Below are 21,213 nucleotides of genomic sequence, written 5' to 3' on the forward strand. Positions count from 1 at the left end.
ATCGATCAATAAAAAAAGTATAGGGCAGCTTGGGCAATAACCTTTGACTGTCCTATGCTTGTCGTGCTGTGGATGAGTTTTTTTACTATAGCTTTCATGATCTACGTTCCTATTAATCATTTTTGGAGAGGTTCCCGTTCGCTAATAAACTTTGAATTTGTGTTGTTAATTCTTCGTTGTGGATATAATAATGCCCACCCTGTGAACTTGGAGTAAATCCTAGCTTAATCTCATTGTTTTCCAGCAAAGATACCGCGTACAGAAAGCCACTTCTGTCTTCTTGGTTTGAATCAGGCACGAAGGTCATGTCCTTTACTTGATTGATCCATTCTTGGATCTGTTCTTTGTTAGAGAATACTTTTCTTACGCCTGAGCTACCATCCGTAATCTCAATAGAATCTACTTTTGCCATATCCCCTGGGTAGAATTGTTGTAACGTTTTGGTGGTCAGCTTCTCGATTTGAGGTTCGTTACAAGCCGTAACGGCAAGCCCGCTGAGTAACAGAAGTACAAGTAAACATAATTTCTTCATGTTGCTCCTCCTCGTTTATTCCATTGACTTAATCTTGTCCTCCTAGGGTCAAGTGGGCATGTATACATCTTGAAGTTTACCTGCTTGGTAGTATGGATACTCTAGCTTCTGCTGAACTTGAAGTACAGTCTCTGTATTTGTCAGCATTTCAACCAAGTATAATCCCAGGTCAATGGAGGCTGTAACACCGGCGCCTGTGATTGTATGACCATCACGTACGACGCGCGCAGATATGACTTCCGCACAGTAGGGAGCTAGTAGCTCATATGCGGATGAGTTAGTAGTAGCCCTTTTTCCATTCAAAAAACCAGCCGCACCCATCAATAAAGCCCCTGTGCATACAGAAATTTTATACGATACAGGCTCCGCCGTTCGAATCCAATCCATAAAATTCTCGTCGAATCGAAGCGTTCTGGTGGATAATCCGCCAGGGAAAAATACGAGATCATAATCCCCCAGATTAGGCTGCACTGCATCGGATTTCATTTTCAGTCCACGATCATCCGTAATCTCTGCTTTGTCCGCACAGAACGTCCATGATACGTCTTCCTTTGCTTTTAGTATGGATAGCCAGGTCACAGCTTCATAAAATCCAACGAAATCCATACTTGTCATTCCATCAAATATCACAAATGCCATTTTCATTGCTGATCCCGTCCTTTCATCTCATATAAAATGAATAAAAGTGTTTGATCATTAGATCAAACACTTAGCCCAGGCGTACGGCATATGAAATATGTGCTTCCTCGTGGTTTGCTCCACTTCTACGCCAGTCACACATACATGATATTTGCTGCTAAGTATACATGACCTTCGTTTTGTTTGTAAATATATATAAAAATAATATATAAATTCCCTCTCGTTTAGAGGATGAGCACAAAAAATTGCTCTAAAACATGAAATGAAGTTGAATATAGCCTCATTTTATTGTGGAAATCTTCAATATGTTCACCATATAAGCGATGAGTTAAAGGATAGAATCTCCACATTCGTCGTTTCTTTTGTATGTGCCTAGAAGTGTATTCAAGCACGGGTTGTTATGTTTATACTTAATATATAACAAATAACACAAACAAAAGAGGTGCTTATCATGGGATGGTTTAGTAGAAAGAACAAGCAGGAAGATGCGATTGCGAAAGCGGACAACATGATGAATAAAGGACTTACAGGTATGATGATGAAGGGGTTGGTTCCAAAGGCACATCGAGAGGCGATTAATCAGAGTTTAGATACGGCGAAGCAAGCACAATGGGCGGCAACGGGTTCACTACCTCTGACTGCCACGGCTACAGTGTTAAAGATTACGGATACCGGTAAACTAATTAATTTTGACCCCATCGTTATAATTGTGATTGATGTGACGGAGACAAATGGGAAGCAATATCAGCGAACACTGGAAACACTGGTATCCAAAATGCAGATTCCTCGTGTAGGTGATCAAGTGGGGCTGGGACAGAACCCGGCAAACCCGACAGAATTGATCTATATGGGATTAATATCGGTCTAATGTATGGAAGTCATTAAGGAGTAAGTAGATTTTATTGAAGTATAAACAAAGATCAAAAGTACGTTTAACAACTAGATTTAGATATGGGAAGGGTGTTTCTGATGGTAGGATTTTTGAGACTTATTGGGTTATTACTTGTATTTGGTGTTGGATTCTCGCCATTCTTGGCGGAAAAGTTGTGGAATGATCCGTTTATTACGATGCAGGCTTGGTGGTATAGACCTGCGATTTATACGGGATTTGCGTTGATTTTTGTCCCTGCAATTCTAAGCGCTATGTTCGGCAGAAGCCGTGTGAAGACAGGCATACCTGCCCTTGGAGTCATTACAAGTGTACAACAGACGGGTACATATATTAACGAGCAACCTGAAGTACGTATCAGTGTGACCGTCTCCCGTAAAGGTCATGAGAAGTACGATACAACGTTCAAAACGATCATTCCGTTGACTTCGATGGCGCAGTTCCAGCCAGGCAGCTTCATTCCATTGCTTGTTTCGGAGAAGGATGAACGTAAGGTCGGGTTGGACTTGAATGGACAATTATCGCAGCAGGATATGCAGGAATTACTGAATGAGAAAATGATCAAGGAGGGCGTGGCTCCTGAGATGATGGATATCGCTCGTACAGGCGAGAAAGCGATGGCCAAAATCCTCGATGTTACTCCACTAGGGGGAGCAAGCGAAGGGAAAGTGAAGCTACAGCTTACACTAAGTGTGACGAAGACGAATGGAGAGACATTTAACGTTACAACGCAAAAAGAGCTACTATCTTCGGCACTGCCACAGGTACAACAAGGGCACATCATTAACGTCATATATTCCAAGCAAGATCCTTCGAAGTTAGTGCTCGCTTTGAATGTGCAGGAAGATCAGATGAATAAGCTGTTCTCCTCCTAAAAAATAATGGTCCCCGGATGTTCTCTTTCAGCAGGAAGAGAGCATTCGGGGATTTGTCTTAGAACAAACAGAAAATGAAGCTGTGTTCACTATATCAATTAGCCTTGCTCGATATAAGGCTGCATAGCCACGTCATCCGTTCGATTTATGATGAATGTAGCGAGGTTAGCATCATTCGAAATGAAGGAAACAAAGGCTGTGCGAATGGAGCAAGCTGTGTACGAGTCCATGATGGCTGGCCAACCAGAGCCTCGTGGTCAAACCAAACAACGGCATAATCATGATCCTCAGTGGGATTCTGAGTATCCCAACACACGGGCCCTGCATCATCTGCATAGGTTGCAAAAGGAATATACCCCTGCGCAATCAAGGGCTGCCATGTTTCCCATAACGTATGTAAACTCCGCAATGGATTGTCTGATGGCAAGTCTGGGAGCCCAACCATGAAGTGGTCATAGCGCAGATACACATTTAGGACATGCCGGGTTGTAAGGTAGGCCAAATACAATGGGGGAACCGGAAGCGGAAGATTATGCAATTGTTCCAATCTTCGAACCTGCTCTTCAGTCACCGTGGAAGGGATCATCCTCCAACGAACCCAGCCCTCTTCATCGACCTCACCCACTTGCATCTCATGAGGTACACCATAATCATCCTCAGCCGTTTTGGCAGGATGAGACATCAGGATATCCCGATGTGGGGTGTCAAAATAAGCCTCCAACGTATTCACAATGAAGGTGCGATCCTGCTCCAATTGCTGCATGTTGTACACACCTCCTTATGAATTCAGATCTGTACATAATTTTACGTATTCTCGTTCATGAATACTATAAGATGCCCAGGCGCATGCGATACGAAAATAAAGCTGATCTGTCATGCCCATCGAATACCTTCACTGCCAGTTGTCTGAACTCATCTGCGGCAGTCCGAACCTCATCTGCGCCAAGCTTCAGAGCAGTTTGCAATCCACCTTGACTAAGAGCCAGATTGACATACCGCTCTGCGTCGAATGTTTCGCGATGGTGGAATACAATCTCACGAACATAGCGAAACAATCCCGATTGCTGAATCTGCCCTAAATGTCCGTCTTTGCTCCATTTATAAGCCTGACTCTCTGGACTGGATAGTTGCAATGCGCGGTTGTCTGCAGTGAGCACTAATTGCTGGTATGCCTGTTCCAGCTGCCAATCCAGCATTGGAGGCCAGTCGCAGTCGTAAGCGGCGAAGATGCCTCCCGGTCGCAAAACACGAGCGAACTCGGAGAGCGTGGACTGAGGCTCCATCCAATGAAAGGATTGTGAGCAGGTCAGTATGTCTACACTGTCGTCAGGTAAGCCAAGCTCATGCGATAAGCCAGACACAAATCGGAGGTTATCCGGTTTGCCTGCAGACTCCCATTTGGACTCGGCTACTGCCCGCATATCATCACTTGGTTCAAATCCGATAATACGATCTGCTTCATGAAGCCAGATCCATGAGGATAACCCTGTTCCGCAGCCTACATCTGCGACCATACGCGGTTTATGACCTAAGTACGTCGTTAGAATCTCTACAACTTCGGTGGGAGCAGAAGGGCGATTTTGGTCGTATAACGCACCAAAGCCGGTAAATCGATCTACATTGTTACGTCTGATGTCTTGCATGGACAAACCTCCTTCTGAGAATAGATGGATGAGATACCACAACATAATCAACTACAATGTTTCCAACCCAATCTCTTACAGTATACCATTCATTCCGGATCTAGACTGGATTGATCGGTGCATTGTCCCTGCAAATTTGCGACAGCCATGCGATGGCGATGGAGCAGTTCCTGCCGGATATACGTTGGCTCCAGAATCGTGAGTTCAGCACCGAATGACATAAGGAAAAAATATAAGCGTTCGCCCTCATGAATCTCTAGCGACACAAGCAATCTACCATCAGGCAGCTTCTCAATCCGGGAGGGGTCAAAATAATCATAGGCTCGGTACGCAATTGCGCTTGAGAATTGTAGCTTTAACGAAATAGGCGTGTTGGCAATGTGGTCTTTTGTGCCCGAGCCCTCAATCGTTGTGTTCTCGTCCATAAGCGTGGATCGCAGCTTGAGTTCAGATATGCGTTTCATTTTATACGTCTGGGCTTCGGTGTGGTGAGGGCGATTCCGGTCATAGCCTTTGAAGTACCAAGTATTGTTTTTGAAAATTAACTTGATCGGTTCAATCGTTTCTATACTAGACTCGCCTTCTGAATCGACATAATGAAATGTCATGAGCTGCTTGCTTAGGATGGCGAGCTTCACCTGATTAAATAGTTCTCTCTCTTGCATGGGAATACTACCCCAAGGGGAAAAATCAAATTCAATCCAGTCCAGCTCATGGTCAAACATGGCGGTTAGCCGTTTCAACATATGTGCGCTGTTCAGATGCGGGATGGCACTCACGCTATAAAGACCTAATAAAATCTCATTCTGATCATCTTCAGATAGAAGCGACTTATCCATGACATAGTTGTCCATGAGATGTACACCGCCATGTTTACCGGTTGTGGTATACACGGGAATGCCTGCCGCACTTAATCGATCAATGTCGCGGTACACGGTGCGCACCGATATTTCAAACAGCCGTGCCAGTTCAGGCGCAGTCGATTTCTTTTTCTCCAATAACAACAGTAGCATTCTGAATAGTCGGTTATTTTCCATGTTGTGATTATACCATGACAGAAGGTGTCAGGGTATGGATGTTAGACTAGATATATAGTGTTGCTAAACGAATAGAGACGAACAGAGGAGGAACGAACATATGAAAATGAATGATGGATTTTTCTGGGGTGGCGCTACGGCTGCCAATCAATTTGAAGGTGGATGGAATAAGGATGGCAAAGGGCCAAGCACTTCCGATATGATGACAGGGGGTACGCACACGACTCCACGACGCATTACATCTGTATTGGAAGAGGGAACGTATTATCCGAGCCATGAAGCGGTTGATTTTTACGGTCATTACAAAGAGGACATTGCACTTATGGCTGAGATGGGCTTCAAAATGTTCCGTATGTCCATCAACTGGTCGAGAATCTATCCTAACGGTTACGATCTGGAGCCGAACGAAGAAGGATTGAAGTTCTACGATAACGTCTTTGCTGAGTTGAAAAAATATAACATTGAACCACTCGTGACGATTTCTCACTATGAGACACCATTTGGTCTAACTGAGAAGTATAATGGCTGGGCATCCCGTGATTTGATTGACTTCTACATTCGATATTGTACAACCCTCTTCAACCGCTACAAGGATCAGGTGAAGTACTGGTTGACGTTCAATGAAATTAACTGTCTGACAATGCCGCTTGGTGCATATATGGCTGGTGGTATTCGATTTGAAGGCAAAGAGACGCTGACGGATGGAGTAGATGTGCCACAGACTCGTTTCCAAGCATTGCATCATCAGTTCGTTGCGAGTGCCAAGGCAGTTAAGCTTGCTCATGAGATCAATCCTGATTTCCAAATTGGCTGTATGATCGCCTTCATGACGACATATCCGAATACATGTAACCCGGATGACATGCTGCTTGCACAGAAGAAGGATCAGATTTCGAATATGATCTGTGGAGATGTGCAGGTTCGCGGCGCATACCCTGGATTTGCTAAACGTTTCTTTGCGGAGCAAGGTATCCACATTGAAATGCATCCAGATGATGCACAGACACTGCGCGAAGGTTGCGTAGACTTCTACTCCTTCAGCTATTACATGTCTTTGGTTGAAAGTGCAGATGAGACGCTGGAAAGAGCGGAAGGCAACCTACTCGGCGGTATTAAAAATCCGTATCTGGAAGCTTCCGACTGGGGCTGGCAGATCGATCCGAAAGGACTGCGTTACACGCTGAACCACCTGTATGACCGTTATCAGGTTCCGCTGATGGTAGTAGAGAATGGTCTGGGCGCGGTTGACGTGGTAGAGGAAGATGGCTCCATTAACGATGACTACCGGATTGACTATCTGAAAGGTCACATCGAGCAGATGAAAGAAGCTGTAGCAGATGGCGTAGACCTTATTGCTTATACGATGTGGGGATGTATCGACCTTGTGAGTGCTTCTACAGGGGAAATGAAAAAACGGTATGGCTTTATCCATGTCAACAAAGACAATGATGGCAATGGTGATCTGAGCAGAACACCGAAGAAGAGCTTCTACTGGTACAAAAAAGTGATTGAATCCAATGGTGAACAACTGTAATTCAATTCATTGGCTGACGATAAGATAACAAAATGAAACCCGCTTATCCTGTAATAGGGATGGGCGGGTTTATTAGTCTATAGTTACGTTACTCTACCGTACTATAGAGATACATAGATAGTAGATTCTCAACCATATGGTATAATCATGAAAAAAAGGAAATGGAGGAAAGTTATGAAACGAATATCCTTTCTAACCATACTCATTGTCCTCGTTACGTTAGGATTTACCGTCTACCCGGGAGAGAAAGCTTATGCCTGCAGCTGTGTAGACAGCACAGCCCTAGAAAAGCTAGATACCTACTCGGCGGTATTTGAGGGGAAGGTCACTGAAAAAGGCGCCCGAAGCCAGTTCGGATTTGGCGAATATCGCAAATATACGTTTGAAGCAGTAAGAGCATGGAAGGGAGTGAATGGGCAGAAGGTTACGATTCATAGTCTGGATCATGGTTCCTCATCATGTGGCTTCCAATTTACCAAAGGTGAAACCTATCTCGTATTTGCTTCCTCGGATGAAAAAGACCATACACTGAAAACGACGCTATGCAGTGGTAATAAACTCATTTCCCAAGCGGATGAAGATGTACAATTACTAGGAGCAGGAGAGTGGGTCACTGAAGATGACTCAGGTTCAACGAATTCATCTCCTAATTATTTATTCCCACTCATTCTAGGTAGTATAGGTCTATTTCTTGTTATTGTTGTAGCAATAATATATGTCCGTAGACGACAGAAGTAACGGCTTCACTAGGGCTTGTCTGAAAACTCTGAACGACGAGAGTGTGTAGACAAGCCTTAATTCAGTTGTTTCATATATTCATAGGCGGTAATGCCGAAGAAACGTTTGAAATGACGGTTAAGATGCGTGAGATCGACGAACCCGCACTGAGCTACAGCAGCGTAGATGTCCTTATCGTTCTCCAAAGATTGGCGTGCGCGCTCTACTTTGCAATTCAGGAAAAACTGGTACGGTGATATGCCAGCTTGTGCTTTGAACTCACGAATGAATTGGTATTTGGACATGCCGAGTTGGGTGCAGAGATCGTCTAATTTAAGCACATCGTCGATGCTGTAAAACATCATTTCTTTTGCTGTACTCACAAGGCTGCTCGTAGCTTTATGCGGTACGTTTACTTCGTTTTCTCTAGCTAGTAGGTTTGCTAGATTGAGCAGTAGCTCGCTGCATAAAGCTTCATCTCGGCCATGCTGAACAGCATCGTTTACCCTGAGGATTGCTCGCGCAAGTTCAGGGTCATAAACGATGGGTGTTGAGAAGTGTAGTTCCTTCTTTCCCAGCACCTCAGACATCAGATCTGGCTTGAAATATAACATGACATAATCGATTCCTTCACGGTCATAGGAGCTACCATCATGCGTCTGCTCTCGATTAAATAACATGACGCCATTTTTGTGAGAAGCTTGATAATGACCATCCAGATTATATTGTTGAATGCCTCGAAGGGTTACGCCTACGGCATATTCCTCGTGACAATGTTTTTTGTAAGTGAAATCCGTAAAGCTGGCGGATAGAGCCAGCACATCCTCTGTTTTTTTGTAATTAAACAATTCCACCAAGCTAACCTCCGATCACGAGATGATTCCCGATACCATAATGGCTGAGTATAACAAAAATAGGGCCATGAGGATACTCATTGCTTTTTGATGATGATTAAGAAACGTTCTGAAGATAGACCCGAACACGACCCAACTGGAGTAGGCCAAAAATCCAATGAGTGTAATGAGCATAACGAACATAAACGAAGATAGTGAACTATTATAATAGGGCAATACATAACTAGGCATGACGGTGAACGTAAACAGAATGACTTTGGGATTCAGAAATTGCATGATGAACCCATTCAGGAAACCAGTAACCTGTTTCGGTGCTTCCGCACTGGAACCCATTTTGTACACCTGGTAAGCGAGGTATAGCATGTACAGGCTACCTACGATCTGCATTATTTTCACCATACTGGGTAGAACCCCTGCGAGCAGATGATTAAGAAAGGCGGAAGCGGCAAGCAGCAGACTGAACGCAAGTGTGGCACCCCACACATAGTTCATCGTTTTGCGTGCGCCAATCTTCTGCGTAGAAGATAGAATAACAATGTTGCTAGGGCCAGGTGTGAAGGTAACGATAATGCAATAGATCAAAAAGGATGTAATATTCATCTGAAGTCCCCTCTAGAAGTAATATGGTTCTATGATCATATGCCAGAGGGGCTGGGAGCTTATAGTACATTATTGCAGCAGAATCATCGACGAGAGCAACAGCAGTTTATTTCCAAAAGTGAAGAGTGGTTTTCTTTTTGAATGATTGCGTTTACAATTTAGAACGAAGTGTAAGGTGATCAGACCATTTAAGGGAAGTGAACGGAATGAAGAAAATGCTGTTGGTATACATTTTGCTTATTGCAGCATTTGCATTGTATGTTCTGAGATTTGAATACACCAGCCAGGCGAACAGTTCTTGGGAGAACCGGGGACTGCGTGGTGATATTGGTGAGACATACATCATGATAACGTTCCAATCCGGGCTAGAGTATTGGAAGAGTCCGCTCAAAGGATTCGAGGACGCCGCGGATACGCTTGGTGTGACTGTTGAATACCGCGGAGCTACCCGATATGACGCAAAGGAGCAGACAACCGTAATTGAGCAGGCGATCGCGCGTAAACCCGCAGGGATTGCTATATCTGCCATTGACCCGCAATCGTTGATCCCGGCGATTAATAAGGCGATCGAAGCGGACATTCCCGTCATCCTGTTCGATGCAGATGCTCCGGATAGCCAGGCCTATTCCTTCCTCGGGACGGATAACTACAAGTCTGGTGTAACGGCAGCGGATAAAATGGCTGAGTTATTGGGGCGTGAGGGAGAGGTTGCCGTTCTGACCCTACCCGGACAACAAAATCATGAAGAGCGGACGAAGGGGTTCCGGGATACGATTCAGGAACGATATCCGTCCATGAAGGTCGTTGAAATTGCAGATGGACACGGAGATGCGGTGATATCTAGAGAAGAGACGTTAAGGATGATGAAGGCTCATCCGCAATTGGCAGGTATTTTTGTAACCGAGGCAACAGGTGGAGCAGGGGTCGGCGAAGCTGTGCAAAATGCAGGGCAAGGTCATGCGCTGCAAATCATCTCTTTTGACACAAACAAAGTCACACTCGACATGATCAAGAATGGTACGATATCAGCCACGATTGCGCAGGGAACTTGGAATATGGGGTATTGGTCGCTACAATATTTGTTCCATCTGCATCATCAGTTAACGGTGCCTGCTCCATCCTCTTCTGGTGAAAATGCGCCGTTACCGGTAATGGTAGACACGGGGATCTCTGTGGTGACACGCTCGAATGTGGATGATTATTATGCCAAATAACAAGGAACATGTTGAGGAAAATAGTGCTTGGAGTCGGCAAACTTGGCGCTCTTCGCTCCGAAACGGTATTAAGCGGTTATGGCTGCGTAACATGCCGCTTCGCTACCAGTTGATGCTGCTGTTTTTGTTATTTGCTATTGTACCTTCCGTTGGACTCGGATTGCTCGTGAACTGGACGGTAGAGCGGGTGGTGGAGAGACAAGTTGAGGGGCATACGATGCAGCTTATTGGCAAAGTGAATGAAGGTCTGAACACCAAAATGGAAAATTTGCAGAATATGACCTACTTGATAGCATTTGACCCGGATATCGATGCATTTATGCACGGAAATACTCCTTCGGATGTGGATGAGGATCTGGGTTCGATAAGCAACGCAGAGAGTGATCAGAGTGCCCAATTGGAGCAGCAGCAACTGTATGACATCAAACAAACCTTACAGGGATTCACAACGCTGTACCCGGAAATCGCTGGCATCGTGCTCGTCAATGGCAGCGGGGACTATATTAGTAATGAGATGTATCCCCGGACGGAGCAGGGGCTGACCGAAGAGGCATGGTACCGCGAAGCTTCAGCTCATCCAGGCATTTTTACTGTACTTGGTCAGCCTAAAGAGCGTAATATTACGACGCATGTTCGCTACAAGGATGATGAGATTGTATCGGTTGCACGCTCCATTACAGATGAAGAATCGGGACGTGTTCGAGGAGTCATCATGATTGATCTCAAGCTGAGATCTGTCTCGCAGGCCGCACGCAACGTAACCTTGGGTAAATCCGGGTACGTCATGGTAACGGATGCAGAGGGACAGAGCGTGTATAAGCCTCAACATCCCCTGATTGAAGATATCCCTGCGGATTGGTTTCCCTCCGAGGACAGCGGGACATTTACCGCCGAGACAGATGGTGGCACTTTGTTATTCATGTATCAGTCCTCCACCTTTACCGGGTGGAGAACCGTAGGGGTATTTCCAACAAGGGAGTCCATTACGGAGGTACGCCAGATACAATTTTATGTAGTCAGTTTTGTATTTGTAGTGTGTTTGTTTGGTTTAAGTGCCTCTTTGTGGTTCTCACGTTCTATTGCTCAGCCTATTTTTCGTTTAATGTCTTATATGCGTAGAGCAGAGACGGGCAATCTTAGAGCAGGTCGCTGGAGTGATCGTGCCGATGAGATTGGCATGCTGGGGAACAGCTTTAATCGAATGCTCATACAGATTCGGCAGCTCATATCGCTGAATGAACTACGGGAGCGACAGAAGCGGGAAGCGGAGATGCGCAGTTTGCAGGAGCATATTAAACCCCATTTTTTATACAATACACTGGATACGATTCACTGGATGGCTCGCAAAGAGGGTGCAGATGATGTATCGGGCATGGTGGGTGCGCTGTCTCGACTATTTCGAATTGGGCTTAGTAAAGGTCAGGACTACATTCCGCTGCGTTCCGAGCTTGAGCATATTAGCAGTTACCTGCAGATTCAGCAGACACGATATCGTGATCGACTGCAGTACACACTGAATGTTCCTGAGGAACTGCAGAACCTGTACATGTTGAAGTTATTGCTTCAACCATTGGTGGAGAACGCAATCTACCATGGGATCAAAGGACGTCGCGGGCCAGGCCTGATCCGTGTGGAGGCCAGGGTAGAACGTGGCAAATTACTTCTTATGGTGGAAGACGATGGAGCGGGAATGTCCGCGGAACGACTTGCAGAAATGGTAGAATTGCTTGATGTTCCCCTAGAGAGCTTGGAGTCAGCCTCTCCGAGCATGACCGGTAAAAGCTATGGGATGTTGAACGTACAAGCCCGATTACGACTGTCCTTCGGTGATGAATACGGAATCGAACTATCAAGCCGGGAAGGCGAGGGAACTTGTGTAACTATTGTTCATCCGCTGATGCGAGAGCTGCCATCACTCCCACCAGCGCAGCGACTTAATAATGAAGAGAGGCAGGAGACGGAATGAAGGAGCCTATGGATCCAACAGCGATAACCCCAAAATACCGAGTGCTGATTGCGGATGATGAACCAATCATTCGGGAGGGCATTCGGGATGCAATTGACTGGGCCACTCTCGGCATGGAAGTTGTTGGTGAAGCCGAGGATGGTGAGGAAGCACTGGAACGTGTGGTCGATTTGCATGTTGATGTCGTACTAGTTGATATGAATATGCCATTTCTGAACGGAATCGGACTGATTCGGGCTCTTCAGCAAACGTGTCCAAGATGTCGTTATTTGATCATTTCGGGACATGATGAATTTGCGTATGCGCAAGAGGCTGTTCGTCTGGGGGTGGAGGATTATATTCTGAAGCCCGTTGAAGCTGAGCAATTGTACGCTGCACTTGGGCGCCTGCGTCAGCGGTTGGATGAAGAATACCAGCGGACAGCCTACGTAAGACAGGCAGCCGATCAGATTGAGCGCAACATTCCGCTGTTACGACAGCGCTTCTGTCTGGAATGGCTTGAAGGGCAGATTGGAGAGAGAGATCTGATGGAGCAACTTACCTTTCTGCGTCTGCCTTCCACGCCACCTGTACAGATTGGAGCTGTGCGTTGGCCTGCCGCTGAAGCGCGCAAGAACGTCATGAGAGAGAATGATCGTCAACTGTTCCTTTATGCTGTGGAGAATATTATTAGTGAACTGCTGGAAGACTGCCCACATGTCTTATTTCGGGACGCCAGCGGTTTAATCGGCATATGTGTGTGGCAAGAAGCCCCGGAGGAAATCGCTACGCTGTTAGAACAACAGATCACTTCTTGCTTAAATATCGCCATTCATGCCCATGTAGAGCTTCATTCAGGAACACTAGAGGAAACCCCGGATACGTATCGTCTTTGCCGTGAGCGGGTCTATGGAGAAGTTCGGTTGTCTCCGCTAGTTCGCAGAGCAAGACAACTCATTCAGGAAGAATACGCGGAGCGGGAGCTAACGCTGGAGTCGCTCGCTTCTAGACTGCAAGTGTCCGCTGTATACCTTAGCCGAGTGCTTAAGAAAGAGCTGGACAACTCCTTCGTTACACTCGTCACACAAGCTCGCATTCGCAAGGCTGTGCAACTGCTTGACTCAACAACGCTACCCATTCATACGATTGCGGAGCGGGTAGGTTATGACACGCAGCACTATTTCAGTACTGCATTTAAGAAAGCGATGGGCATCTCGCCGGCTCAGTATCGAAAGGACGGAGGAACGGGCGATCGTTCTTCGGTACAGTGATTTTGAAAGTTAAAACATGATTAGCGATCACAAGGACATGTTCTACTTCGGTGAAGTGAAGTGGAACATGTCTTTTTTGTTTTTGTTTTACCTTGTAGATTGTTTTGCAAGATTCCAACAATATAACGATGGCTTCTTTTTCACTTCCATCAAAAGTTAAATTTTTATAAAAAAGGTTGAAAACCTGCAAAGACCTGCCTGCTGCTGAAATGCTACGATAATTCTCGAACAGGAAGTGACAAGGCACATACTACACTTCATTCGTTGTAAGCGTTATCTCAGCTATTGTGAACAATCGTATGATCTGAGGAAAGGGGAACTTCATATGAAAAAAGGAGCGATATGGATCTGGCTTCTGGTGATGGCCTTGATGCTCTCGGCTTGTAATCTAGCTGAAAGTGATCTGGGCAGCAAGGAAAAAGGTTATGTCGGTATCTCGATGCCGACCAAATCATCGGAACGATGGGTTGGGGACGGAGAGAACATGGTACGACTGTTCCAGGAGCAAGGTTATAAAACCGATCTTCAGTATGCTGAGGATGTGGTCGAAAATCAGATTTCACAGATTGAGAACATGATCACGAAGGGCGTGGATGTGATGGTCATCGCATCTGTGGATGGCAACACACTAACCGATGTGATCAAGAAAGCGCATGATGAAGGGATACAGGTCATTTCGTATGACAGGCTCATTAGAAACACCCCATATCTGACGTATTATGCCACGTTCGATAACTTTAAGGTGGGTGTGCTCCAGGCCTCCTACATCGAGCAGAAGCTTGGGCTTAAGGAAGGGAAGGGGCCATATAACATTGAACTGTTTGGCGGATCGCCGGACGACAATAACGCCTACTTTTTCTTCGACGGTGCAATGTCTGTACTGAAGCCTTACATGGATTCCGGCAAGCTGGTTGTTCGTAGTAAACAGATGACGATGGCACAGATCGCCACCTTACGCTGGGACGGTGCACTTGCACAGTCACGCATGGATAATCTTCTCAGTGCCTATTACTCTGGTGACAACCTCGATGCAGTCCTATCTCCATATGATGGCATTAGTATCGGAATTATCTCGTCCTTGAAAGGGATCGGTTACGGAACAACAAACAAGCCATTACCTGTGATAACAGGGCAGGATGCCGAGCTTGCTTCAATCAAGTCCATTGTTGCCGGGGAGCAGACACAGACGGTATTCAAGGATACACGGAAACTGGCGGAGCAAACGGTGGAAATGGCTAATAGCATTTTGCAAGGTGAACAGGCGGAAGTGAATGATACGAAATCATATAACAACGGAATTAAGATAGTTCCGGCATATCTTCTTGATCCCATCTCTGTGGACCGAACCAATGTAGAGCAGGATATTGTTGGCAGTAAGTATTACACGAAGGAAGAAATCGGCTTGAAATAAGGAACGAAAGGAGCATATCCCATGGCCGGAATTATTCTGGAAATGAAAAATATTACCAAAACATTCCCTGGCGTCAAAGCACTGGAAAATGTCAATCTGCAAATTCGTGAGGGTGAGATTCATTCGATATGCGGCGAAAATGGGGCAGGCAAATCGACACTCATGAAGGTGCTTAGCGGTGTGTACCCCTATGGCACGTATGAAGGGGATATTTTATTTCAAGGCAAACCGTGCGAGTTTAAAGACATCAAGCAGAGTGAAGATCTGGGGATCGTCATTATTCATCAGGAGTTAGCTCTGATCCCCTATCTTTCCATAGCTGAGAATATATATTTGGGCAATGAACGTGCAAGCAAAGGAATTATTAATTGGAAGGAAACGTTTGTAGGTACGCGTGAACTGTTAAGCAAAGTAGGTTTAAGTGAAGATCCGAATACGCTGGTATCCAGCATCGGGGTGGGGAAACAACAGCTGGTTGAGATTGCCAAAGCACTCTCCAAAAAGGTCCGCCTGCTTATTCTGGATGAGCCCACGGCTGCATTGAACGAGGACGACAGTGAAAACCTGCTGCAATTGATGCTGGAATTCAAGAAGCAGGGCATCGCCTGCATTCTCATCTCTCACAAGCTTAATGAGGTCTCCAAAGTGTCGGATGCCGTAACCATATTGAGGGATGGCAAGACCATTGAGACGCTGGATATGAGAAAAGATCAGGTTACAGAAGACCGGATCATTAGTGGAATGGTCGGACGGGATCTCACGAGCCGTTATCCTGAGCGTCATGCAACCATTGGCGACATCGTTCTGGAAGTGAAGGATTGGACCGTGTACCACGAGCAACATGCTGAACGAAAAGTACTGGATCAGATCAACATGAATATTAGACGTGGTGAGATTGTGGGTATTGCGGGGCTAATGGGCGCTGGACGTACCGAACTTGCCATGAGTATATTCGGCAAATCGTATGGACGCAATATATCAGGACAACTCATAAAGGATGGCAAGCCCATCCAAAACAATAGTGTTACCGAGGCTATTCAAAATGGGTTTGCTTATGTCACCGAGGATCGCAAGGAATACGGGCTTATTTTGATGGACGATATCAAACGCAATATCTCGCTGACAGGCCTCAACAAACTAACGAAAAATGCGGTTGTGAATGAGCATGAAGAAGTGCTCGTAGCGGAAGAGATGAAAAAGAGTATGAACATCAAGGCACCTAATATTTTGCAGAAGACCGGTAACCTTAGTGGGGGCAATCAACAAAAGGTGGTGCTGAGCAAATGGATTTTTGCCGGACCAGATATTCTCATTCTGGATGAACCAACACGCGGCATCGACGTGGGAGCCAAGTTTGAAATCTATACCATCATCCATCGTCTCGCCGCTGAAGGTAAAGGTGTACTGGTTATTTCATCCGAACTGCCGGAGGTTCTTGGCCTCTGTGACCGGATCTACGTGATGAATGCTGGAAGAATGACCGGAGAAGTTAGTCGTGAAGAAGCATCGCAGGAAACGTTGATGAGATATATGACCAAGTCTGGAGGCGGGAAGCATGGAATCAATAACGAAACTGTTTAAAGGTAACATTCGCCAATATGGTATGATCATTGCTTTAGTCGTCATTATGCTTTTGTTTGAGGTACTTACCAATGGGTTGTTACTTAAGCCCATCAATATAACCAATCTAATTTTGCAAAACAGCTACATTCTAGTACTGGCCATCGGCATGGTGCTGGTCATCATTACTGGTCATATTGATCTATCGGTTGGTTCCATTGCAGCCTTTGTTGGTGCAGTTGCAGCCATTATGATGGTCGATTGGCAGCTTCCGGCATGGCTTGCGGTGATTGCGTCTTTGCTGGTAGGAGCCTTGATTGGTGCGTGGCAGGGCTTCTGGATCGCATATGTGCGAATTCCCGCCTTTATTGTAACTCTCGCGGGGATGCTGTTGTTCCGCGGGTTGACGATGATTGTGCTAGAGGGTCAATCAATTTCTCCTTTTCCAGGTGGATTCCAGAAAATAAGTTCAGGCTTTCTACCGGATATTCAATTCTCGGGGCTTGGATTGGTGTCCATTATTGTGGGGATTCTGCTTACCTTGTGGTACATCTTCAATGAACTACGTGAACGTCGTTCACAGCGCAAATACGGCTTCCAAGTTGTATCTCAGGGACTCTTCCTGCTTAAGTTGATTGTGGTTGCAGTGGTAACGAACCTGTTCACCTTGGTGCTTGCAAGTTACGCAGGTATTCCGAATATATTGGTGCTGCTGTTTGTCTTGATCGTTGTCTACTCATTCATCATGAACCGTACGGTGATGGGCCGTCACGTATATGCTCTTGGAGGTAATGAGAAGGCAGCAGGTCTGTCAGGCGTCAAAACGAAGAAAGTAACGTTCTGGGTATTTGTAAACATGGGCACACTTGCGGCAGTATCAGGCTTAATCTTCGCCGCGCGTCTGAATGCAGCTACACCAAGGGCAGGTACCAACTTTGAGCTGGATGCGATTGCTGCCTGCTTCATCGGTGGAGCCTCAGCTTCCGGAGGCATTGGGACTGTCTTCGGCGCCATCATCGGCGGTCTGGTTATGGGTGTACTCAATAACGGAATGTCCTTGATTGGTCTCGGTATTGACTGGCAACAGGGGATCAAAGGTCTCGTGCTGCTGCTCGCCGTTGCGTTTGATATCTATAACAAAAATAAAAGAGCTGCCTAAGTGTAAAATGGTTATAGCTGATGTCGGGGTTATAAACCGATGCTCAATCTAATCGTGTGTTATATGTATGAATACAGCTTGATATTACGCTCATCATTTAAGATTCGCAAAGCAATAAACAGACCTGGATCACGGGATCAGGGTCTGTTTATTGCTTTACATGTTTATTTTATTACAGTTGCATTCCTGCTGCGTTTACATCAGTGCGCCAAGGAAGCGAGTGGCAATGCCGAAATAGATAAAGAGCGACAGAATATCATTTAACGTTGTAATCAGCGGCCCTGAGGCAACAGCGGGGTCTACCTTGAAGCGACTGAGTAGGAGTGGGATGCACGTTCCAGTCAGCGTACCAATCACGAGAGTGAAGAAGAGAGATACCCCGATAATCGCGCCAAGCAGCCAGTCTCCTTGCCAGAAATAAGCGATGATGGTAATCAGGATTCCGCAGACTAAACCAATCATCGTGCCCACCTTAATCTCCCGACCAATCAGTGCCAGCACCGTTGACTTGTCCAACTTACGTCCGATCAGTCCGCGTACAACGACAGCCAGGGACTGTGTCCCTGTATTGCCTGTCATCCCGGCAATCATGGGCATGAAGAAGGCGAGCGCAACGACTTGGTTTAACGTATCTTCAAAAAAGTCTACAATACTTCCGGATATTAATCCGATTAGTAATAACAAGATCAACCAGGGAAGTCTGCGTTTGACCGCAACCAGTGGTTTGGTATCAAAATCAATATCTTTACCACCGCCCCCCATCTTGGCTATATCTTCACTCGCTTCATCCATAATAATATCAATGACATCATCCATCTGAATGATCCCGCATAGCCTGTGATTTTCATCTACGACTGGAAGTGCCATGAACTCGTAACGTTGCAGCAGTTGCGCGGCTTCTTCCTGATCCATATCAACCGTAGCGTGGATCACACGCCTGGTCATCAGCTCTTCAACCTTGGTTTTGTCATCTGCCAAAGCAAGGGAGCGATAACTTACGACACCGACGAGTTTACCCTCATTGTCGGTCACATAGAGATAACTGGAGGCGGAGATATGCATGGTGCCTTGCGATTGTCTTAGCGCTTCCTTGGCGGTCTCATGGATGAGCAGGGTTCGATACCGATCTGTCATAATCCGTCCAGCCGTCTCCGGCGGATAATTCAACACAGACCGGATGATGGCAGAGTGATCGAGATTCATATCCGACAGCAATTCTTCCCTACGTTTGGCTGGGATATCGTGCATGAACCGGATCAGGTCGCTTTTGTCCATCTGTTGCATGACTTCAAGCGTTCGTTCTGGCCCGAGTCGTTCGAACAGCTGAATCTGTTCATGCAGCTTCAGGTTCTCAGCCAGATCGGCTAGCGCATCAGGTTTGAACAGCAACAGAAACCGATTTCTCTCTTCTTCAGGGAACTTTTTATATATAAGTGAAAGATCATAGGGATGCAGCTCCTTCACCAGTTTATAGAATTCAGGTAGATTTTGGGACTGCACATGATGGACAAGTTGTTCGGTGATCTCCTCTACGGAGAAATCTTTCTTAGTATGAGATCCGTTCATATCGACACTCCTTTCTGTATGGTCAACTTCATATTTTTAAACGAAATAGATTGGCAGTTAAACAAGGCATGAATAAAAAGGAAACGTTTTGTCTGGAACAGGTCAGGGAAACCGAAGTCCTCAGGGGATGTCTTAGGATATGGAAATCTTGCTCAAACATGCAATATGGGCTTACAAACATGCGTTGCAAGGATATACTTGATGTACAGCAACAAACGAGGGGGACATGCACTAGTGGAAGCAGATATTAGAACACAGTTACTCAGCCTGGCTGAGCCAGAGTATCAGAAATTTACGGCAGCACTCATTCCTAACATTACGAATCTGTTGGGTGTTAGAATACCCGCACTACGTAAGCTGGCGAAACAGATTGTTGCAGCAGATTGGCGTGTCTATCTGGAGAACGCAGACGATGACTACTTTGAAGAAGTGATGTTGCAGGCACTGGTTATTGGTTATATCCGCACAGATCCAGAAGAATGGCTACGGCATATTGCTTGGTTTGTCCCCAAAATCAATAACTGGTCTGTATGCGATAGCTTCTGTGGTGGATTGAAATTTACGAAGAAAGAACAAGAACGGGTGTGGCAATTTATACAGCCTTACTTGGCGTCCGAGCTTGAGTACGATATTCGCTTCGGCGTCGTGATGTGCTTAAACTATTATATGGAAGAACCGTATATCCATCAGGTGCTTGCTTCATTGGATCAAATCAGACATGAAGGATATTATGTGAAAATGGCTGTTGCATGGGCGATTTCGATTGCTTACATTAAATTGCCCGATATTACGATGCGTTATCTTAAGGACAATACGCTCGATGATTTTACGTATAACAAAGCACTTCAGAAAATAACGGAATCTACTCGTATTGATCCGCAGACGAAACAAGTTATTCGTGAAATGAAGCGTAAGCTGAAGCGGTCAGTTTGATTCGCATAAGAATACAATTGAAACATGATGGAAGGATGATGGATATGAGGCAAAAGATCATGTGGACCCCGCTGGAACTAGATGGTCTGCCCTGGATCGTACTTGCAACAGAGAAGGGCGTAGGTCGTATTATTATGCCTAATGAAACATTGCAGGATTGGGAAGGCTGGATTGCTCGTATAGCTCCTGGAGTTGAATTAATAGAGGATGAACAGACGATCAAGCAGACAGGTATTACCGAGTGGCTGACATCGTACTTCGCCGGCGAAAAGGTAGCATTCACAGCTGACATTCCATTGGACCTGATTGGAACAGTATTTCAGCAGCAGGTATGGACAGAGCTTGGACAAGTTCCTTATGGTGAGACTCGAACTTATGGTGATATTGCGACTGCGATCGGAAGACCATCGGCAGTTCGTGCAGTCGGTGCAGCGAACGGAGCTAACCCCATTCCAATTCTATTGCCATGCCATCGCATTATTGGTGCAAACCGCAAGTTGACAGGATTTCGTGGCGGGCTAGACATGAAACGCAGACTGCTGGATATTGAACAGATCGAGGGTGTATCTGACGGTGGGCATGCGAGGTTTAGGTTCTAGATCGTTATGCTAGTGTGTGTGTGCATAATCGGAGTTAGACATGAGATATATCCACTAGAAAAATAGGATGAATAATTAGAAATACAGGCATGAATCATGCCTGTATTTCTGTCTATTAAGAGTGACTCTAAACTCCAAACGTTAAACGTATGGTATGCCAACGTTATACATATTTTTGCTGCGTTAACCGTTATGCTACGATAAATATTAAATAAAACCGAGTGGGAGTGAAGGG

At 45.7% G+C, this 21,213-nt stretch carries 20 protein-coding genes and 1 riboswitch; of the genes, 12 read left to right on the plus strand and 8 right to left on the minus strand.

Annotation, left to right across the window (positions count from 1 at the left end; translation table 11 throughout):
• Positions 1–112: 112 nt before the first annotated feature.
• On the minus strand, positions 113–532 hold the full coding sequence (locus M3636_RS00610; RefSeq protein WP_251380949.1) for a hypothetical protein: 420 nt from the start codon (positions 530–532) through the stop codon (positions 113–115).
• Between the two features lie 48 nt (positions 533–580).
• Positions 581–1,177, minus strand: a complete 597-nt coding sequence (locus M3636_RS00615) for a DJ-1/PfpI family protein (protein WP_251380950.1) — start codon at positions 1,175–1,177, stop codon at positions 581–583.
• A gap of 60 nt (positions 1,178–1,237) precedes the next feature.
• A riboswitch (ZMP/ZTP riboswitch) is annotated at positions 1,238–1,319 on the minus strand.
• Between the two features lie 303 nt (positions 1,320–1,622).
• Here M3636_RS00615 and M3636_RS00620 point away from each other — a divergent pair.
• Positions 1,623–2,039, plus strand: a complete 417-nt coding sequence (locus M3636_RS00620) for a hypothetical protein (protein WP_251380951.1) — start codon at positions 1,623–1,625, stop codon at positions 2,037–2,039.
• 101 nt (positions 2,040–2,140) lie between these two features.
• A complete protein-coding gene (locus M3636_RS00625) occupies positions 2,141–2,935 on the plus strand; it encodes a hypothetical protein (RefSeq protein ID WP_251380952.1) in 795 nt (264 codons plus the stop codon).
• Between the two features lie 145 nt (positions 2,936–3,080).
• Here the strand turns inward: M3636_RS00625 and M3636_RS00630 are convergent, their stop codons facing one another.
• The 3 genes from M3636_RS00630 to M3636_RS00640 all read right to left on the minus strand — a co-directional run bounded on the left by M3636_RS00630 (position 3,081) and on the right by M3636_RS00640 (position 5,615).
• Positions 3,081–3,698, minus strand: coding sequence for a hypothetical protein (locus M3636_RS00630; RefSeq protein WP_251380953.1), 618 nt, complete (start codon positions 3,696–3,698; stop codon positions 3,081–3,083).
• Positions 3,699–3,762: 64 nt separating this feature from the next.
• Positions 3,763–4,578 carry a class I SAM-dependent methyltransferase gene (locus M3636_RS00635; protein WP_251380954.1) on the minus strand — a complete coding sequence of 272 codons (816 nt, stop codon included), beginning with the start codon at positions 4,576–4,578 and terminating at the stop codon, positions 3,763–3,765.
• An 89-nt stretch (positions 4,579–4,667) separates the two neighbouring features.
• Complete coding sequence (locus tag M3636_RS00640) at positions 4,668–5,615, minus strand: helix-turn-helix transcriptional regulator (protein ID WP_251380955.1); 948 nt, start codon at positions 5,613–5,615, stop codon at positions 4,668–4,670.
• Positions 5,616–5,715: 100 nt separating this feature from the next.
• Here M3636_RS00640 and M3636_RS00645 point away from each other — a divergent pair, with 100 nt between their 5' ends.
• Positions 5,716–7,149 carry a glycoside hydrolase family 1 protein gene (locus M3636_RS00645; RefSeq protein WP_251380956.1) on the plus strand — a complete coding sequence of 478 codons (1,434 nt, stop codon included), beginning with the start codon at positions 5,716–5,718 and terminating at the stop codon, positions 7,147–7,149.
• A 174-nt stretch (positions 7,150–7,323) separates the two neighbouring features.
• On the plus strand, positions 7,324–7,887 hold the full coding sequence (locus M3636_RS00650; RefSeq protein WP_128103195.1) for a hypothetical protein: 564 nt from the start codon (positions 7,324–7,326) through the stop codon (positions 7,885–7,887).
• A gap of 56 nt (positions 7,888–7,943) precedes the next feature.
• Here M3636_RS00650 and M3636_RS00655 read toward each other — a convergent pair whose 3' ends face one another.
• Positions 7,944–8,720 carry an AraC family transcriptional regulator gene (locus tag M3636_RS00655; protein WP_251380957.1) on the minus strand — a complete coding sequence of 259 codons (777 nt, stop codon included), beginning with the start codon at positions 8,718–8,720 and terminating at the stop codon, positions 7,944–7,946.
• A gap of 15 nt (positions 8,721–8,735) precedes the next feature.
• On the minus strand, positions 8,736–9,320 hold the full coding sequence (locus tag M3636_RS00660; protein ID WP_251380958.1) for a LysE family translocator: 585 nt from the start codon (positions 9,318–9,320) through the stop codon (positions 8,736–8,738).
• 206 nt (positions 9,321–9,526) lie between these two features.
• Between M3636_RS00660 and M3636_RS00665 the strand changes: the two genes are divergently transcribed.
• The 6 genes from M3636_RS00665 to mmsB all read left to right on the plus strand — a co-directional run bounded on the left by M3636_RS00665 (position 9,527) and on the right by mmsB (position 17,880).
• Complete coding sequence (locus M3636_RS00665; protein ID WP_251380959.1) at positions 9,527–10,534, plus strand: substrate-binding domain-containing protein; 1,008 nt, start codon at positions 9,527–9,529, stop codon at positions 10,532–10,534.
• Positions 10,535–10,625: 91 nt separating this feature from the next.
• Positions 10,626–12,500: a cache domain-containing sensor histidine kinase gene (locus M3636_RS00670; protein WP_251382461.1), complete on the plus strand. Its 1,875-nt coding sequence runs from the start codon at positions 10,626–10,628 to the stop codon at positions 12,498–12,500.
• On the plus strand, positions 12,497–13,750 hold the full coding sequence (locus M3636_RS00675) for a response regulator (protein WP_251380960.1): 1,254 nt from the start codon (positions 12,497–12,499) through the stop codon (positions 13,748–13,750). Before M3636_RS00670 ends, M3636_RS00675 begins: the two co-directional genes overlap by 4 nt.
• A 325-nt stretch (positions 13,751–14,075) precedes the next feature.
• A complete protein-coding gene (gene chvE, locus M3636_RS00680; protein WP_128103190.1) occupies positions 14,076–15,161 on the plus strand; it encodes a multiple monosaccharide ABC transporter substrate-binding protein in 1,086 nt (361 codons plus the stop codon).
• 21 nt (positions 15,162–15,182) lie between these two features.
• The gene (gene mmsA, locus M3636_RS00685) at positions 15,183–16,742 is read left to right on the plus strand and encodes a multiple monosaccharide ABC transporter ATP-binding protein (RefSeq protein ID WP_128103189.1); all 1,560 of its coding nucleotides are present in this window, start codon (positions 15,183–15,185) and stop codon (positions 16,740–16,742) included.
• Positions 16,717–17,880 carry a multiple monosaccharide ABC transporter permease gene (mmsB, locus tag M3636_RS00690; RefSeq protein WP_251380961.1) on the plus strand — a complete coding sequence of 388 codons (1,164 nt, stop codon included), beginning with the start codon at positions 16,717–16,719 and terminating at the stop codon, positions 17,878–17,880. The genes mmsA and mmsB overlap by 26 nt, the downstream gene beginning before the upstream one ends.
• Positions 17,881–18,075: 195 nt before the next feature.
• On the opposite strand, the gene mgtE is transcribed toward mmsB, so the two are convergent.
• Positions 18,076–19,446 (minus strand): magnesium transporter, encoded by a 1,371-nt coding sequence (gene mgtE / locus M3636_RS00695; RefSeq protein ID WP_251380962.1) that lies wholly within the window; start codon positions 19,444–19,446, stop codon positions 18,076–18,078.
• A 234-nt stretch (positions 19,447–19,680) separates the two neighbouring features.
• Between mgtE and M3636_RS00700 the strand changes: the two genes are divergently transcribed.
• The gene (locus tag M3636_RS00700; RefSeq protein WP_251380963.1) at positions 19,681–20,379 is read left to right on the plus strand and encodes a DNA alkylation repair protein; all 699 of its coding nucleotides are present in this window, start codon (positions 19,681–19,683) and stop codon (positions 20,377–20,379) included.
• 44 nt (positions 20,380–20,423) lie between these two features.
• Positions 20,424–20,978, plus strand: coding sequence for a methylated-DNA--[protein]-cysteine S-methyltransferase (locus M3636_RS00705; RefSeq protein ID WP_251380964.1), 555 nt, complete (start codon positions 20,424–20,426; stop codon positions 20,976–20,978).
• Positions 20,979–21,213 lie beyond the last annotated feature (235 nt).

The sequence above is a fragment of the Paenibacillus sp. MER 99-2 genome (genome assembly GCF_023714095.1).
Taxonomy (GTDB): Bacteria; Bacillota; Bacilli; order Paenibacillales; family Paenibacillaceae; genus Paenibacillus.